Origin of the sequence: Frankia sp. EI5c (genome assembly GCF_001636565.1) — a bacterium.
Taxonomy (GTDB): domain Bacteria; phylum Actinomycetota; class Actinomycetes; order Frankiales; family Frankiaceae; genus Parafrankia.
Window position 1 is genome coordinate 1 of record NZ_LRTK01000029.1, and the last position, 15207, is coordinate 15207.

Below are 15207 nucleotides of genomic sequence, written 5' to 3' on the forward strand. Positions count from 1 at the left end.
ACCCCACGTCCACCCGACGTCCACTCCGCACCAGCTCCGTCACCCGATCGCCCCCGGACCGTCACCCGGCCGCCCGTAACCCGGAGCCGGTTCCGTGGACCGAACCTCCCCGCCACGCGGACTTGTTGACATCGGCGACCCACGAAGTTAGAACGACTGTTAAAATTTCGTGCGTACCGCCCGGTGAGGCCGGCGGTGCGCGGGGCCAGTCGAAGGGGGCTCTCCGCTTGAGTCACAACGGTCCGGTCTACTGGGATCCGTTCGACCGCGACATCGCCGCGGACCCCTACCCGACGTACCAGCGGCTCCGCGCCGAAGCACCGCTCTACTACAACGAACCGCATGACTTCTACACGCTGAGTCACCACGGGGATATCGATCGCGCCCTCACCGACTGGAAGACCTTCTCCTCGGCCCGCGGCCCCATCCTGGAGATCATCAAGGCGAACATCGAAATCCCGCCGGGCACGTTACTCATGGAGGACCCGCCGGCCCACGACATCCACCGCGCGCTCCTCTCCCGGGTGTTCACACCCCGGCGGATCTCCTCGCTGGAGCAGCAGGTCCGGGATCTCTGCGTCCGCTGCCTCGACCAGCTCGCCGGCATCGACAGCTTCGATCTCATGACGGAGTTCGCGAACGAGGTGCCGATGCGCGTGATCGGGATGCTGCTCGGCATCCCCGAGTCGGACCAGCCGACGATCCGGGAACGCGCCGACGCGAAGTTACGCACCGAGCCGGGGCAGCAGATGCAGGTCTCCAGCCGGGCGCTCATGGACACGGACCTGTTCGCCGAGTACATCGACTGGCGGGCCGACCACCCGTCGGACGACCTGATGACCGAGCTGCTCCGCGCCGAGTTCGAGGACACCCTCGGGGNGACCCGCACACTGACCCGCCAGGAAATCCTCACGTACGTCACCGTCCTCGCCGGCGCCGGCAACGAGACCACCGCCCGGCTGATCGGCTGGCTGGCCGCGCTGCTCGCCCAGTACCCCGACCAGCGGGACGAGGTGGTGGCCGACCCCGGGCTGATCCCGAACACCATCGAGGAGACGCTGCGGTTCGAGCCCACCGGCCACGCGCTGGCCCGGTACGTCACGACCGACGTCGAGCTGCACGGCCAGACCGTGCCGGCCGGCAGCGCGATGATGCTCCTCGTCGCCTCCGCGAACCGCGACGAGAAATGCTGGCCCGAGCCCGAGCGGTTCGACATCCACCGCAGAATCAGCCAGCTGCGGACCTTCGGCCTCGGCACCCATTACTGCATGGGCGCCGCGCTGGCCCGCCTTGAGGCCCGAGTGGCCCTTGAGGAGTTCCTGAAGCGCTACCCCCGCTGGGACGTCGACTGGGATCACGTCGCCCTTTCCTCGACCTCGACGATGCGCGGCTGGGAAACCCTTCCCGTCGCCGTCGCCTGACCAGCCCACCTACCGGAACCATCCAGCCCGAGCCAGGAGAGAGCACCATGGGAAAGCTTGACGGCAAGGTCGCCTTCATCACCGGAGCCGCCCGCGGCCAGGGCCGCAGCCACGCGCTCCGGCTGGCCCAGGATGGGGCCGACATCATCGCCGTGGACCTGTGTGGTCCGGTGCGGTCGGTCGCGTACCCGATGCCCACCATCGAGGACCTGGAGCAGACNGCCAAGGNGGTCGAGTCGCTCGGCCGGCGGATCGTCGCCCGGCAGGCCGACGTCCGGGACTACGCCGCGCTGGAGGAGGCCTTCCAGGCCGGTACCGCGGAGCTGGGCCCGGTCGAGATCGTGCTCGCCAACGCCGGGATCGGCGCCGGCGGTGTGGCGACGGACGAGGAGCAGTGGGAGGACGTCGTCGCCGTCAACCTCACCGGCGTGTGGAACACCGGCCGTGTCGCGATCCCGCAGCTGATCCAGCAGGGCAAGGGCGGCGCGATCGTGCTGACCAGCTCCACCGGCGGTCTGGTCGGCGTCGGAATCCCCACCGCGGGCTTCCTCGGCTACACCGCCGCCAAGCACGGCGTCATCGGCCTGATGCGGTCGTGGGCGAACTTCCTCGCGCCGTTCAACATCCGGGTGAACAGCGTCGCCCCGACCGCGGTCCGCACGCCGATGGCCGGCGACGGGAACCTCGCCGAGATCCTGGAGCGGGCCCCGCAGCTCGCCAACGCGCTCACCAACGCCATGCCCGTCGACCTGGTGGAGCCGGAGGACATCTCCAACGCCATCGCCTGGCTGGTGTCGGACGACGCCCGCTACGTCACCGGCACGGTCGTCCCCGTGGACGCCGGTCTGCTGAACAAGCGGTAGCCCAACGCGGGCAGGGGGCGGCGCGCGGCGCTCGCCCCCGCCCGCCCACGCCGATGTTCAACCGCATCGGATTGCGGACATACTCGGTGCGCCCGGTACAGAACGGCCACCGAGAGGCAGGCAACGCCCGATGCGGTTCGACGACTCGCCGGTCGACACGTCCCAGCTGGAGGACCGGCGTGGGGGGCGGAGAGCCGGCCGCGGCCTGGCGATCGGTGGTGGCGGGGCCGGTCTCGTCGGCGTGCTCGTGTATCTGCTGGTGGCACTCCTCGGTGGCGGGAGCGGCGACCCGGCCGGAACCGACGTCGGCACGGGGCGGGGCGCGCTGCCGGCCGGCGACATCGCCGCGCGCTGCGCCACGGCAGGCGCACTCGACGAGTATGACGACTGCTTCGTCCTCAAGGTTTTCAACGAGGTCAACGAGGTCTGGGCGGCCCAGTTCCAGCAGACCGGCCAGAGCTACCAGCTGCCCACCCTCGTCTACTTCGACGACGCCGTCTCCACCGGCTGCGGCACGGCGTCCGCGCAGGTCGGGCCCTTCTACTGCCCGCCGGACGAGCGCGTCTACATCGATCTGGGCTTCCTGCGGCAGCTGCAGGAGCAGTACGGCGCGCAGGGCCGTTACGCGCAGGCGTACATCGTGGCGCACGAGGTCGGCCACCATCTGCAGACGATCACCGGTACCGAGCAGCGGACGCGGGACGCGCAGCAGGCGGATCCGGCGCGGGAGAACGAGCTGTCGGTGCAGCTCGAGCTGCAGGCGGACTGCTACGCCGGGGTGTGGAGCACCCTGGCGAACCGCGGCGGCAACGTGACGATCACCGAGGCCGACCTGGACGAGGCACTCGGTGCGGCCGAGGCGGTCGGTGACGACCGTATCCAGGCCGGCGCGGGCGTCGAGGTCGACCCGGAGTCCTGGACCCACGGGTCCGCGGCGCAGCGGCGGGCGTCCTTCCTGACGGGCTACCAGGGGGCCACGGCGGGTTCCTGCGGCACCGTCCCGGCCTGATCCGCACGGTCCTCCGGGAGGGCCGGGGACAACGATCCGGTGACAGGCGCCGCGCGGCCGGGTACCGCAACCTGTGGGGGTGACGCGCTGCCCGTCGGCGGCCACGGACCGTCTCTGGTCCACGGCTGACGGGCCGGGAAGCTGATGCAGACCTTTCTGCCCTACCCGGACTTCGCCGCGACGGCGGCGGTCCTCGACGAGCGCCGCCTCGGCAAGCAACGGGTCGAGGCACTGCAGATCCTGCGTGCTCTGACCTACGCCGGTTACGGCTGGCAGCACCATCCGGCCGTGCGCATGTGGGCGGGGCACCCGCGCGCGGTCGCCGCCTACGGTCTCGTGATCTGTGCCGCGTGGACGGCTGGGGGCCGCGCCGACACCTGCGCGGCCACCATCACCGCCGACCTCGCCCGGGCGGGGCTGGCTCCGCCCCGCTCCCAACAGGCGCTGGCGGATCAGGGGGATCTGCCNGACTGGCTCGGCGACGAACGCCTGCACCGAAGCCACCGGTCCGCGCTGCTGCGCAAGGATCCCGAGTTCTACGGCCAGCTGTTCAGCGACGCAGACCCCGCCCAGCCATACTTCTGGCCGGTTTGACCACCGCGGCCGCCATCGCCTCGAATGCGGAGGTTCATTACTGGCCCCCCGTGCGACCGCGACCACCACGTCACGTTCTCTTTCGGTCAGGCGCTCCACGCGGCGCGAGAGAACGGGGCTGACGCTGCGGGACTCGGCCTGACCGAGCCCCGCACGTCGGCCGCGGCCGCGCACGCAGTCTGCTCACGCAGCGGGAGCGTGCACGGCCGGGAGCCGATCGTCAGGCTCTCAGGCCTTCGCCTGGGCGCTGGAGCGAGCCGGGTTCGCCTGCTTCTTCGCCTTCGGATCGAGTTCGGACTGCTTGGCGCGCACACCCTCCTCGATGTGGTTGCCGAGGTCCTTGTCGACATTGCGCCAGTACTCGAACGCCCGCACCAGCACCGGCTCGCTCACCCCGTTGAGCAGGTGGCCGATGATGTTGTCGGCCAGCCTCGCGCGGGCCGCGTCGTCGAGAACCTCGCGGACCATGGTGCCCGCCTGGCCCCAGTCGTCGTCCTCAGGGCGCCGTGTGTAGGCGGTCCGGACCATCTCGCCGTCGGCGTACCAGCGCCCGCCGTCGTCGGTCAGCTCCGGCTGGGCCGCCGGGCCGCCATAGGAGTTCGGCGCGTACACCGGGTCCGAGACGTTCTGGACCCGCATCGCCCCGTCCTTGGAATAGCTGTGGACGGGCACCTTCGCCGAGTTCACCGGGATCTGCTTGTAGTTCACCCCGAGCCGGGCACGGTGCGCGTCGGAGTAGCTGAACCCGCGGGCCAGCAGCATCTTGTCCGGCGACAGTCCGGTGCCCGCGACGAGGTTGTTCGGTTCGAACGCGGCCTGCTCCATCTCGGTGTGGTAATCCGAGATGTTGCGGTTCAGCGTGAGGCGACCCACCTCCTGCAACGGGTAGTCCCCGTGCGGCCACACCTTGGTCAGGTCGAAGGGGTTGAAACGGTAGGACTTCGCCTCGTCGAACGGCATGATCTGCATCTTGAGCGTCCAGCTCGGGAACTCACCGTCCCGGATGTGCTCATACAGGTCACGCTGATGGTAGTCGGTGTCGATCGCGGCCATCTGGTCGGCCTCGTCCTGCGTGAAGAACTCGATCCCCTGATCGGTCTTGAAGTGGTACTTCACCCAGAACCGCTCGCCCGCCGCGTTGATCCACATGTAGGTGTGGCTCGAGTAGCCGTTCATGTGCCGCCAGGTCCGCNGGATGCCGCGGTCACCCATCAGCCAGGTCACCTGGTGGGCAGATTCGGGAGAAAGCGTCCAGAAGTCCCACTGCATGTCGTGGTCACGCAGGTTGTTGTCCGACCGGCGCTTCTGCGACCGGATGAAGTGCTGGAACTTCATCGGATCCCTGACGAAGAACACCGGCGTGTTGTTGCCTACTATGTCCAGATTTCCCTCCGACGTGTAGAACTTCACCGCGANCCCGCGCGGGTCACGCCAGGTGTCCGGGCTGCCGCGCTCCCCCGCCACGGTCGAGAACCGGATCAGCACTTCGGTGCTCGCCCCGGGCTGGAACACCGCCGCCCGGGTGAAGGCACTGACGTCCCGGGTCACCTCGAACGTCCCGAAAGCGCCGCCGCCCTTCGCGTGCGGCTGGNGCTCCGGGATGCGCTCCCGGTTGAAGTTCGCCATCTGCTCGATCAGATAATGATCCTGAAGCAGCAACGGGCCATCCGGGCCGACGCTCAGCGAATGCTCATCACTGCTGACAGGGATACCCGCGTCGGTAGTGGTCGGACGACGCTCCTGTGTGGTCACCACACGCTCCTCATCCTGCTGCGATCTGCGCTTCTCGGGTTGAGTTCACCGCCCGCTTGCCCACCCGACTCCCCGGCCGCACCGCCCCCCTGCCCGGCGGCCCTCTCCGGCGATCCGTCCGTCCGGCAGACCCGCGGTCCCGCCGCCCCCGTGCCGTACAAGGCCGGCCGGTCCCCACCCGCCGACGCCCTCCGCGTCGGCAGCCAGGACCGCGACCTGCACCGACGCAGATCAGACGGAACCGCGGATCGTGCCGCTCCAGCCCCCTACCCGCACTCCGCCGCCACACACACCCCAACCCGGATCCGGTCGGCCACGGCCCGCGGCGCACCTGTGCCCGGAGAGCGGGCCGTCCCGCGTGCGCAGAACCCGCGGGTTCCGGGGACGTTGCCGGCCACCTATCGTCGGCGTATCGAAAACCTCATACGGGCAGGCAACACCACGTTCCCTTGACTGGCGGCATGAGCTACAGCGAACCAGCCCGAACAGCGGTCGCCCCCGCCCGAGCGCCGGCTTCGTCGCCCTCCTCGACCATCCCGACCACCGGAATCACAGCTTACGGATGCAGCCGGCACGAAGCAGCTTTGTTCCGGGAAACGGCGCCCCGCTTTGGAGTAGTCCCAGTAATCACCGGGGAGGCGGTTTCCGAAGCCAACATCCACCTGGTTTTCGGAAACCGATGCATCAGCGTCAGCCACCGGAGCCGGGTCACCGACTCCACCCTTCTCGCCCTCAGCGGGGCCGGCGTGGAGTACATCTCCACAAGAAGCATCGGATGCAACCATGTCGATATCGGGTACGCGGCGAGTGTCGGCATCACCGTCGGCAATGTCTCCTATTCACCGGACAGCGTCGCCGACTACGCGGTGATGCTGATACTGATGGCGGTCCGCAACGCGAAGTCCGTCGTCCTCCGCGCCGCCAGCCACGACTACAGACTGGGTGAGGTCGCTGGGAAGGAACTGCGCGACCTGACCATCGGGGTGGTCGGTACCGGACGCATCGGCACGGCGGTCATGGCCAGACTGCGAGCTTTCGGCTGCCGGGTGCTGGCCCATGACAGCCGCCCGGGGGCCACCGCCGACCACGTTCCACTCGACCCCTTGCTGCGGATGAGCGACGTCATCACGCTCCATACACCACTCAACGCGGACACATACCACCTCCTGAATCGCGAACGTATCGCGCGAATGAAACACGGCGCGTTCGTCGTCAACACCGGGCGCGGTTCACTCCTTGATACCGAGGCCCTTGTCACGGCGCTGGAGAGCGGGCGCCTCGGCGGCGCGGCGCTGGACGTCCTCGAGGGCGAGGAGGGAGTGTTCTACACCGACCACAGACACCAGCCCATTGAGAACGAACTGCTGTCGCGACTACAGCAACTGCCGAACGCACTTGTCAGTCCGCACACCGCCTATTACACGGAACGCGCCCTGCGCGACACCGTCGAGAACGGTCTCATCAATTGCCTGAACTTCGCGGCGGGAGGGCGGCGTGGCTAGGTTGAAGGTGGGCGTCGTCTTCGGCGGCTGCTCCGAAGAACACCCCGTCTCCGTCAGGTCCGCACAGGAGGTCGCGAAAAACCTCGACACCGCGAAATTCGAGCCGTTCTGGATCGGGATCACGAGGTGCGGCGGGTGGAAGCTCTGTACGGGCCCGGCCGCGGGCTGGGAGGGCCGCGGCAGCCGGCGGGCCGTGCTGTCACCGGACAGAAGCGTCCACGGACTACTTGTCCTGGAACAGGGGAACTACGCAGAGATCAGGCTGGACCTCGTGCTCCCCGTGCTGCACGGCAGGACCGGCGAGGACGGTGCGCTGCAGGGCCTGTTGGAGCTTTCCGGCATCCCCTACGTCGGCTGCGACGTCCAGAGTTCCGCCCTGTGCATGGACAAGTCCCTCGCCTACACCGTCGCCCGGGCCGCGGGAATCGAAACGCCGAACTTCTGGTCCGTCACGGCGGACGAGATGGTGGATGCCGAGCGGCTCACCTACCCCGTCTTCGTTAAACCGGCCCGCTCGGGGTCGTCCTTCGGCGTCAGCCGGGTGGGTCGCAAGGAAGAACTCATGGCCGCGGTCGAGACCGCCAGGAAGTACGACTCCAGGGTGCTGATCGAAGAGGCCGTCATCGGCAGCGAGGTCGGATGTGCCCTGCTGGGGAACGATCCGGAGCTGATCGCCGGCGAGGTGGATCGGGTCGCGCTGTCGCACGGCTTCTTCCGGATCCACCAGGAAAGCGATCCCGAACGCGGCTCGGAAAACTCCACACCAGTCGTTCCCGCCGATATCTCGGCAGCGTCACGGGCCCGCGTCCTGGAAACCGCGAGGGCAGTCTACCGCGCTCTGGGGTGCAGGGGGCTGTCGCGGGTGGACATGTTCCTGAAGGAAGATGGAACAGTCGTCCTCAACGAGGTCAACACACTGCCCGGCCTGACCTCGTACAGCCGCTACCCGAGGATGATGGCGGCCGCCGGGCTGCCGCTCGCCGAGGTGCTCGACCGGATCATGTCGTCGGCACTGGCGGAGGAAGCCCGATGAACGAGGACTTCGCCTTCGTGGACGAACTTCTGCCCGGGATACGCTGGGATGCCAAGTACGCGACCTGGGACAACTTCACCGGCAGACCCGTCGACGGCTACGCGGCGAATCGGATCGTCGGCACGAGGGCCCTGTGCGCGGCCCTGGCGGACGCGCAGGAGAAGGCCGTCTCCCTGGGGTTCGGCCTGCTTCTCTGGGACGGGTATCGCCCACAGCGCGCCGTGGACTGCTTCCTGCGGTGGTCAGAACTGCCGGAGGACGGTCGGACGAAGCCGCGGCACTATCCGCGTGTCGGCCGGCGCGAACTGTTCGAGAAGGGGTATGTGGCCGCCAGGTCGGGCCACAGCCGGGGCAGCACCGTCGACCTCACGCTCTATCACCTGGCCACCGGTGAACTTGTCCCCATGGGGGGCCGCCACGATCTGCTGGATCCGGTCTCACACCATGGAGCCGAAGGAATCAAGCCGCTCCACGCGAGAGGCCGACGACACCTGTGCTCCGTCATGGAGGCCTGCGGTTTCTCTCGGTACGAGCACGAGTGGTGGCACTACACACTGTCCGACGAACCCTACCCGGACACGTATTTCGATTTTCCCATCGAGTCGTCGGGCAAACCAGCGGCCGGAAAGTAGCTGCCGGCGGCCATTCGGCGGGGCACGTCGAGCCCGCGATGACCTTCACCGGCGCGCTGCGTCGGCATCCCATGCCGAGTGACGTGAGCTCCACTGATCGGTTATCTGCCGGTGTCCGGTGGCGCGGCGGGTAGCTGCACCGCGACGCGGAGCCCGCCGCCATCCCGGGGTGTGAGGGTGAGGGTTCCGTCGTGCGCCTCGGCGATGCTCTTGACGATGGCCAGGCCGAGACCGACACCCGCCTGGTCGGTGTGGGTGCGTCCAGTGCCGCGTTGAAACGGCTCGACAAGCGTGGCAGCCATTTGCGGGGGGAGCTTCTGACCGGTGTTCTCGACAGCGAGCACAACCACCCTCGAGCGAACGCCGGTCGTCACCCACACGGCGCCCCGTTCGGGCAGATTGTGGACGATCGCATTGTGCACGAGGTTCATGGTCATCTGCAGCAGGAGCGCATGTGAGCCGACGGAAACGGCCACGTCCCCGGAGGTCTCGATGGTGACGCCATGTTTTTCCGCGAGCGGCAGCATTGTTTCGGTCGCCTCTTCCGCCGCGAGGGACAGGTCGACGCGTTCTCGGGCGAAGGATCGCTGGTTCGCCCGGCTGAGCAGAAGCAGTGCTTCGGTGAGGTCGATCGCTCGGGTGTTGACCAGCCGGAGGCGCTCCACAAGCTCTCCATTGCCGTGGCCCGGATCGCTGCGGGCCACGTCGAGCAGGGTCTGCGTGATCGCCAGTGGAGTGCGCAGTTCGTGGGAGGCGTTGGCCGCGAATCTCCGCTGCTCGGCGTCGTGTGCCTCGAGCCGGGCCAGCATGGTGTCGAAGGCGTCGGCGAGTTCACGGAACTCGTCACCGCGCCCTTCCATCTGGATCCGGTGGGAGAGCGATCCGTTCGCGGCCAGGCGGGTCGCCTGGGTGATGCGGGTCAGGGGCGCGAGCATGCTCCCGGCGAGGATCCATCCCCCCAGCAGGCTGAACAGCAGCAGGAACAGCAGCACTGCGGTCACCTTCGGGGCGAAGGCCCGCAGCAGGTCGGAGCGGTTGGGTACGAACAGCGAGCGGCCGGGCCGCGCCCCCGTTTCGGGCGGCGCTATGAAGATCGTCTCGGGTACGTAACGCAGCAGGAACACCCACACGACCGCGAGCAACAGAACACCCGCGACCATGAGGAGGCCGGCGTAGCTCAGCGTGAGTTTGAGGCGGACACTCGGACCGGGCGCCCTATCCACGGTGCCCGCCCACCCGCCCGGTGCCGGGTGCTGTGTCGATGCGGTACCCGACGCCCGGCACGGTCGCGATGATCCAGGGTTCGCCNAGGCGTCTGCGCAGCGCCGAGACCGTGATGCGCACGGCGTTGGTGAACGGGTCGGCATTCGCGTCCCACGCTCGTTCCAGCAGTTCCTCGGTGCTGATGACACCGCCTTCGGCTGCGACGAGTACTTCGAGCACGGCGAACTGCTTCCTGGTCAACGCGACATATCGACCATCCCGGAAGACCTCGCGGCGAAACGGATCCAGCCGCAGGCCCGCGATCTCCCGAACAGGCGGCCTGATGTGCCCGCGCCTGCGGTCGAGCGCTCGGAGCCTGAGCACGAGCTCTCGCAGTTCGAACGGCTTGGTGAGGTAGTCGTCGGCACCGAGCTCGAAGCCGGAGGCCTTGTCGTCGAGCCGGTCGGCAGCGGTGAGCATCAGGATCGGCATACCGCTGCCGGCCGCGACAATACTTTCGGCGACCTCGTCACCGGAAGGCCCGGGAATATCCCGGTCGAGTACGGCGACGTCGTAGGTGTTGCTGTGCAGAAGCTCCAGGGCGGCGTCACCGTCACCGGCGATGTCGGCCGCAATCGCCGCCAGGCGCAGCCCATCGCGGATTGCCTCGGCCATATAGGGCTCGTCCTCGACGACCAACACACGCACGCGCTCGATGCTATGAGCAGGCGTATATCGTCCGCATACCGAAAGACCGAGGCGCCGGCCCGCGGCCCGTCCTGGGGGACGGTACCGGGGCCGGCGCCTGGGCAGGACGCGGTCAGACCGGATCGGTCAGGGAGCGTCGGCGTACCGGAGGTAGGGCTTGACCTCCTCGACGTTGCTGAGCTTGCCCTTGGCGTCCTCGGTCGACAGCGCCGGGGAGACGATCACACGCTGGCCGGGCTTCCAGTCGGCCGGGGTGGCGATCGGGTTCGCGTCGGTTGCCTGCAGCGCGTCGATGATCCGGATGATCTCGTCGAAGTTGCGGCCCACCGACTTGGGGTAGGTGAGCGTGAGACGGATCTTGTTGCTCGGGTCGATGATGAACACCGAGCGCACGGTCGAGGTGTCACCCTCGCCGGGGTGGATCATGTCGTAGAGCTCGGCGACCTTGCGCTCCGGGTCCGCGATGATCGGGAAGTTGAGCGCGGTACCGCCCACCTCGCCGATGTCGGGAGCCCAGCCGCGGTGGTCGTCGACCGAGTCGACGGACAGCGCGATCGCCTTGGTGTTGCGCTCGTCGAACGCGCCGCGCAGCGCGGCGGTGCGGCCGAGCTCGGTGGTGCACACAGGGGTGAAGTCGGCCGGGTGGCTGAACAGCACCGCCCAGGAACCCTGCTTCCACTCGTGGAAGGTGATCTCGCCATCGGTGGTCGTGGCGCTGAAGTCGGGCGCGATGTCGCCCAGCCGGAGGCCCATTGATGCGTCCCCTTCGTCGTTGGCAGAGACTGAACCGCTGCCACGNCCCGAGGCGTGACAGTAGGCCAAAAACTACCCGAGACGAGGCCGCGTACTGCGGTTCTCGCGAAACGATCAACATCACGCCCATCTCCCGGCCCCGTCCCGGCGGCGAGGTCCGGGCCCGGTCGCGGTGGCGAGCGCCGGCTCTCCCGAGTGCGGACCGGCCGCCGCGGGTACGCCGATCCCCGTCATGGGTGCACTGGATGGCAGGACCGCGCTCGTCACCGGGGCCAGCCGCGGCATCGGGCGGGCGGTGGCGCTGCGGCTGGCCGCGGACGGTGCGCTGGTCGCCGTGCACTTCGGCACCGATGCCGCCGCCGCGGAGCGGACCGTGGCAGCGATCACCGCCGCCGGCGGGCACGCGTTCCCGCTCCGCGCCGAGCTGGGCGTTCCCGGCGACGCGGCGGCGCTGGCGGCGGCGCTGTGGGCCGCCTTCGACGCGGGGCTGGCGGCGATGGACGTCCCCGCCGGGGTCGATGTCATCGTCAACAACGCGGGCATCGGCCGGTCGGGGGACATCCGGGAGGTCACCCCGGCGGAGTTCGACCGGCTGCTCGCCGTCAACGTGCAGGCGCCGTTCTTCATCGTGCAGCAGGCGCTGGGGCGGCTGCGTGACGGCGGCCGGATCATCAACATCTCCTCCGGCGTCACCCGCATCGCGACGCCGGAGATCATCGCCTATGCGATGACCAAGGGTGCCCTCGACGTCTTCAGTCTCGCGCTGGCCAAGGAGCTCGGCCAGCGCGGCATCACGGTGAACTCGGTGAACCCCGGCATCATCGACACCGACGTGAACGCCGCCTGGCTGGGCGGCAGCGAGCAGGTGCGGGCACAGGCCGCCGCCCTCTCCGTCTTCGGCCGGGTGGGCGAGCCTCGGGACGTCGCGGACGTGGTGGCGTTCGTGGCGTCGCCGGACTCCCGCTGGATNACCGGCCAGACCATCGACGTCACGGGCGGCTCCGCGCTCTGAACCACCCGAAACCAGGCCCAAGNGTGTTTTGCCCGACATCGGGGGGTGCGACCTGTGAGGACTAGTCCGATTTGGCTAGGATGACGGTAGGTCAGCGCCTTCCAGAGTGGAGCAGCGGCATGAGCACTCGCTCAGACATCGCCCACGCGGACACCTCCCGCACCCCGACGCGAACCGACGCCGACCCGGCCGACTTCGAGTGGTGGGTGCACGAGATCGACCCGTTCCGCCGGCTCTCGCCGACCGAGCGCCAGGCCCGCGCGCGAGCCGCCCGACGCCACTGGATCGCGGACATCGAAGCGGCGACCACCCGCTGCCGCCGGGCGAGCCTCAGATAGCGAGCCGACAGGCGGACCACTCAGCCGGCAGGCCGAGCCCAGCTCGCGAACCGCGCGCACGGTGGTCACCAACCGGGTGGAGACCGGCCGCAGAATCCGGAAACCTACTTCATGGTGGATTTCTACTTCATGGCGGATTTGCGAGGTTGCCCGGTCCGATATCCGTGCTAGCGTGACTATCATGCCGCGGAACTGATCCAGCCGGGCATCGACCGGCCGGCTCGATCCCAGCGTTCACGATCAACAGCCCTCGCGACCAAGAGCCCCTACCAAGAGAAATCGGTCAGCGGGAATCGATCAGAGAGTACTGATCAGCCGGCGGCGATCGGGGCGCCGACCCGACCGGAACCGACCCAACCGGCGGGGTGATGTTCCGCGGCCACACAAGCGGCCACACAATCCGTGAGGCCAACGGAGAACGACCACAGACCGGCAGGCGGCGTCATGGCATTCCGGCGACCACTCAGAGAAACGAGCCCAGGCGGGCGACCGGCTCGTGAGGCGCCGCCTACCCCGCCGTCCGAGGCGGAGACGCTCCGCGGGACCTCCGGCACTCTTCGCGCCGTGATCGAGCGAGCCTGGGAGCGCGCCCGCGGGTTCGCCGTGCCGGCGGATTTCCCCGAGGCACGCTACGTGGAGGTCGATTCGGACTGCCCGTTGACGCGGGTGGCTCAGCCCGTGCTGCGGTCCGCCGTCGACCGGATGAGTGGAATCGCCGTCGTCGGAATGCTGGCGGACAGGAACGGACTGCTGCTTTCCCATTCGTGTGGCGAGCGTTCCTTCGAACGGCAGCTGATGGACAGCGGCCCGATCACCCCCGGGTTCGACTTCTCGGAGATTTCCATGGGGACGAACGGGATCGGAACTGCCCTGGCAATCGAGCACCCGATTCTGATCGACGGCGGAGAGCACTACGCCGCGGGCGGGAAATCGTATTCCTGCGGCGCGGCGCCGGTCCGCGGCCCGGATTCGGACGAGGTCGTCGGCGTGGTCAATTTCACCTGCCCGGCGCGGGACTCGAGCCCGCTGCTGCTGGCGATGGCCTCCTCGGTGGCCGCGCAGACCGAGCGGGAGCTGATGATCGCCGACCGAGCGGGTCTGGCGATCTCGTCCTGCTCCGACGACCCGACGGCCTTACGGGCGCTGATGCTGGCGGAACGGCGCCGGCACGCCCTGCGAAGACGGCTCCACCGGGCCGCGTTGCTCGCCGCGACCACCGACCTGCGCAACCTGCTGAGCCAGGTGATGAGTGTGGCCGCCCAGATGCTCCCGATCGAGGCGGCGTGGGTGCTGCGCAGTCAGGAGTCGGGAGCGCTGCGGGTGGTCGGCACCTGGGGAGACGTCCCCGCCGACGCACTCGGTGCATCTGTGGCGGCCGAGGTCACCGAGTCACTGCTGCACGCCGCCGGCGCCCGGTCGACCGGCGGGCAGGCCCCGCGCGGGTCGTCCGCCGGGCGGTTGTGGATGCTCCCCGGGAGGCTGGGACCGGCGGGCACGAAACTTGTGGCGGCCATCGCGCCGAGCAGGCCGGGACCACCCCCGCAACCGGAGGCCGCCGGTTCGTCCGAGCGGACCGCTCCCACCGCTCTCCAGCCGGGCCGGTGCGTCGTCGTGGCCACCCTGGGGGCGAGCCTGGAGGCGGAGACCCGCGATCTGCTCACCGAGATCGCCACCGCCTGCGACAACGCCTCCCGCTTCGAGGAGATCAGGAGGCAGGCGGCCAGCGACGCGCTGACCGGGCTGCCCAACCGGCGTCGCTTCATGGAACTGGCGCGGGAGCGGTTCACCCGAGCTCAGCGGGACGGCCGGCCGATGGCCGTGCTGATGGCCGACATCGACCGCTTCAAGCAGGTCAACGACGCGTTCGGGCACGCCACCGGTGACCGGGTGCTGATCGCGGTCGCCGCCGCCATCCGGTCCGCCCTGCGCGGCGGGGACCTCGTCGGGCGTATCGGCGGAGAGGAGATCGCCGTGGTCGCCGGGGCGGACGCGCTCGATCTCGCCGAGCGGATCCGCCGAGCGGTCGCGCGGACGGATCTCAGGACAGCCCGGGGACCGCTCCACGTGACCGTCAGTGTCGGCGCGGCCCTCCAGACCGCCGACGACGAGGCGCTCGGCGACCTGCTCGACCGCGCCGACCGCGCGCTCTACGCGGCCAAGAGCGCCGGCCGCAACCGCGTCGTCGCGAGTTGACCCGGGCGCCGTTTCCGTACCGAGAGTTTCCGTACGGCGCGGCGTTTCCGTGGTTGCGCTCCCCGTCCGCGCTTCTGCGGTGACGACGGGACTTGCGGGAATGGCGGAACATCGGCAGTGTTCTCGGTGCGCGGACCGTGGAGCGGCCCGGCATCAGGGGGATCGCAGGAACCGTGGACACCAGCGACACGCGG

At 69.1% G+C, this 15207-nt stretch carries 11 protein-coding genes and 10 pseudogenes; 13 read left to right on the forward strand and 8 right to left on the reverse strand.

Going from position 1 to position 15207, the window contains the following annotated elements; all coding sequences use genetic code 11:
- Positions 1-227 precede the first annotated feature (227 nt).
- From UG55_RS37425 to UG55_RS37440, 7 genes and pseudogenes are all read left to right on the forward strand, one after another.
- A pseudogene (locus UG55_RS37425) lies at positions 228-879 on the forward strand (cytochrome P450); the annotation flags it as partial.
- A 1-nt stretch (position 880) separates the two neighbouring features.
- Positions 881-1421 (forward strand): annotated as a pseudogene (locus UG55_RS37430) (cytochrome P450); the annotation flags it as partial.
- Between the two features lie 47 nt (positions 1422-1468).
- Positions 1469-1641 (forward strand): annotated as a pseudogene (locus tag UG55_RS37435) (SDR family mycofactocin-dependent oxidoreductase); the annotation flags it as partial.
- Positions 1642-1650: 9 nt separating this feature from the next.
- Positions 1651-2284, forward strand: a pseudogene (locus tag UG55_RS15180) (SDR family oxidoreductase); the annotation flags it as partial.
- Between the two features lie 130 nt (positions 2285-2414).
- Positions 2415-3293 carry a neutral zinc metallopeptidase gene (locus tag UG55_RS15185; RefSeq protein ID WP_066068852.1) on the forward strand — a complete coding sequence of 293 codons (879 nt, stop codon included), beginning with the start codon at positions 2415-2417 and terminating at the stop codon, positions 3291-3293.
- Between the two features lie 144 nt (positions 3294-3437).
- Positions 3438-3760, forward strand: a 323-nt coding sequence (locus UG55_RS15190; RefSeq protein WP_242424468.1) for an MSMEG_6728 family protein, incomplete at its 3' end; no start/stop codon positions are given.
- A 1-nt stretch (position 3761) separates the two neighbouring features.
- A pseudogene (locus UG55_RS37440) lies at positions 3762-3887 on the forward strand (hypothetical protein); the annotation flags it as partial.
- A 228-nt stretch (positions 3888-4115) separates the two neighbouring features.
- On the opposite strand, the gene UG55_RS37445 reads toward UG55_RS37440, so the two are convergent.
- The 4 genes and pseudogenes from UG55_RS37445 to UG55_RS37460 form a co-directional block, all read right to left on the reverse strand.
- The coding region (locus tag UG55_RS37445; protein ID WP_242424469.1) for a catalase at positions 4116-5079 on the reverse strand (964 nt) is incomplete at its 5' end.
- A gap of 1 nt (position 5080) precedes the next feature.
- Positions 5081-5302: pseudogene (locus tag UG55_RS37450) on the reverse strand (catalase); the annotation flags it as partial.
- A 1-nt stretch (position 5303) separates the two neighbouring features.
- Positions 5304-5478: pseudogene (locus UG55_RS37455) on the reverse strand (catalase); the annotation flags it as partial.
- Between the two features lies 1 nt (position 5479).
- Positions 5480-5639: pseudogene (locus tag UG55_RS37460) on the reverse strand (catalase); the annotation flags it as partial.
- Between the two features lie 533 nt (positions 5640-6172).
- On the opposite strand from UG55_RS37460, the gene UG55_RS15200 reads away from it, so the two are divergent.
- The 3 genes from UG55_RS15200 to vanX are packed head-to-tail and all read left to right on the forward strand — an operon-like array spanning position 6173 to position 8806.
- Complete coding sequence (locus tag UG55_RS15200) at positions 6173-7141, forward strand: D-isomer specific 2-hydroxyacid dehydrogenase family protein (RefSeq protein WP_066069102.1); 969 nt, start codon at positions 6173-6175, stop codon at positions 7139-7141.
- Positions 7134-8174 (forward strand): D-alanine--(R)-lactate ligase, encoded by a 1041-nt coding sequence (vanA, locus tag UG55_RS15205; protein ID WP_066068857.1) that lies wholly within the window; start codon positions 7134-7136, stop codon positions 8172-8174. Before UG55_RS15200 ends, vanA begins: the two co-directional genes overlap by 8 nt.
- Complete coding sequence (gene vanX, locus UG55_RS15210; RefSeq protein ID WP_066068860.1) at positions 8171-8806, forward strand: D-Ala-D-Ala dipeptidase VanX; 636 nt, start codon at positions 8171-8173, stop codon at positions 8804-8806. The genes vanA and vanX overlap by 4 nt, the downstream gene beginning before the upstream one ends.
- A gap of 101 nt (positions 8807-8907) precedes the next feature.
- On the opposite strand, the gene UG55_RS15215 is transcribed toward vanX, so the two are convergent.
- From UG55_RS15215 to UG55_RS15225, 4 genes and pseudogenes are all read right to left on the reverse strand, one after another.
- Positions 8908-10029: a HAMP domain-containing sensor histidine kinase gene (locus UG55_RS15215; RefSeq protein WP_066068863.1), complete on the reverse strand. Its 1122-nt coding sequence runs from the start codon at positions 10027-10029 to the stop codon at positions 8908-8910.
- Positions 10022-10114 (reverse strand): annotated as a pseudogene (locus UG55_RS37465) (response regulator transcription factor); the annotation flags it as partial. The gene UG55_RS15215 and the pseudogene UG55_RS37465, both read right to left, overlap by 8 nt.
- 1 nt (position 10115) lies before the next feature.
- Positions 10116-10717: pseudogene (locus UG55_RS15220) on the reverse strand (response regulator transcription factor); the annotation flags it as partial.
- A 126-nt stretch (positions 10718-10843) separates the two neighbouring features.
- Positions 10844-11470: a peroxiredoxin gene (locus tag UG55_RS15225; protein ID WP_066068868.1), complete on the reverse strand. Its 627-nt coding sequence runs from the start codon at positions 11468-11470 to the stop codon at positions 10844-10846.
- 232 nt (positions 11471-11702) lie between these two features.
- Here UG55_RS15225 and UG55_RS15230 point away from each other — a divergent pair.
- From UG55_RS15230 to UG55_RS15240, 3 genes are all read left to right on the forward strand, one after another.
- A partial coding sequence (locus UG55_RS15230) for an SDR family NAD(P)-dependent oxidoreductase (protein ID WP_242424474.1) occupies positions 11703-12439 on the forward strand: 737 nt, incomplete at its 3' end.
- Positions 12440-12601: 162 nt separating this feature from the next.
- On the forward strand, positions 12602-12820 hold the full coding sequence (locus tag UG55_RS15235) for a hypothetical protein (protein ID WP_066068873.1): 219 nt from the start codon (positions 12602-12604) through the stop codon (positions 12818-12820).
- Between the two features lie 564 nt (positions 12821-13384).
- Positions 13385-15013 carry a GGDEF domain-containing protein gene (locus UG55_RS15240; protein ID WP_066068876.1) on the forward strand — a complete coding sequence of 543 codons (1629 nt, stop codon included), beginning with the start codon at positions 13385-13387 and terminating at the stop codon, positions 15011-15013.
- The last annotated feature ends 194 nt before the right edge of the window (positions 15014-15207 follow it).

Coding starts and splice junctions, on each gene's coding strand:
- UG55_RS15185 (WP_066068852.1), top strand. CDS start 2,415: ATGCGGTTCGACGACTCGCCGGTCGACACGTCCCAGCTGGAGGACCGG.
- vanX (WP_066068860.1), top strand. CDS start 8,171: ATGAACGAGGACTTCGCCTTCGTGGACGAACTTCTGCCCGGGATACGC.
- UG55_RS15225 (WP_066068868.1), bottom strand. CDS start 11,470: ATGGGCCTCCGGCTGGGCGACATCGCGCCCGACTTCAGCGCCACGACC.
- UG55_RS15235 (WP_066068873.1), top strand. CDS start 12,602: ATGAGCACTCGCTCAGACATCGCCCACGCGGACACCTCCCGCACCCCG.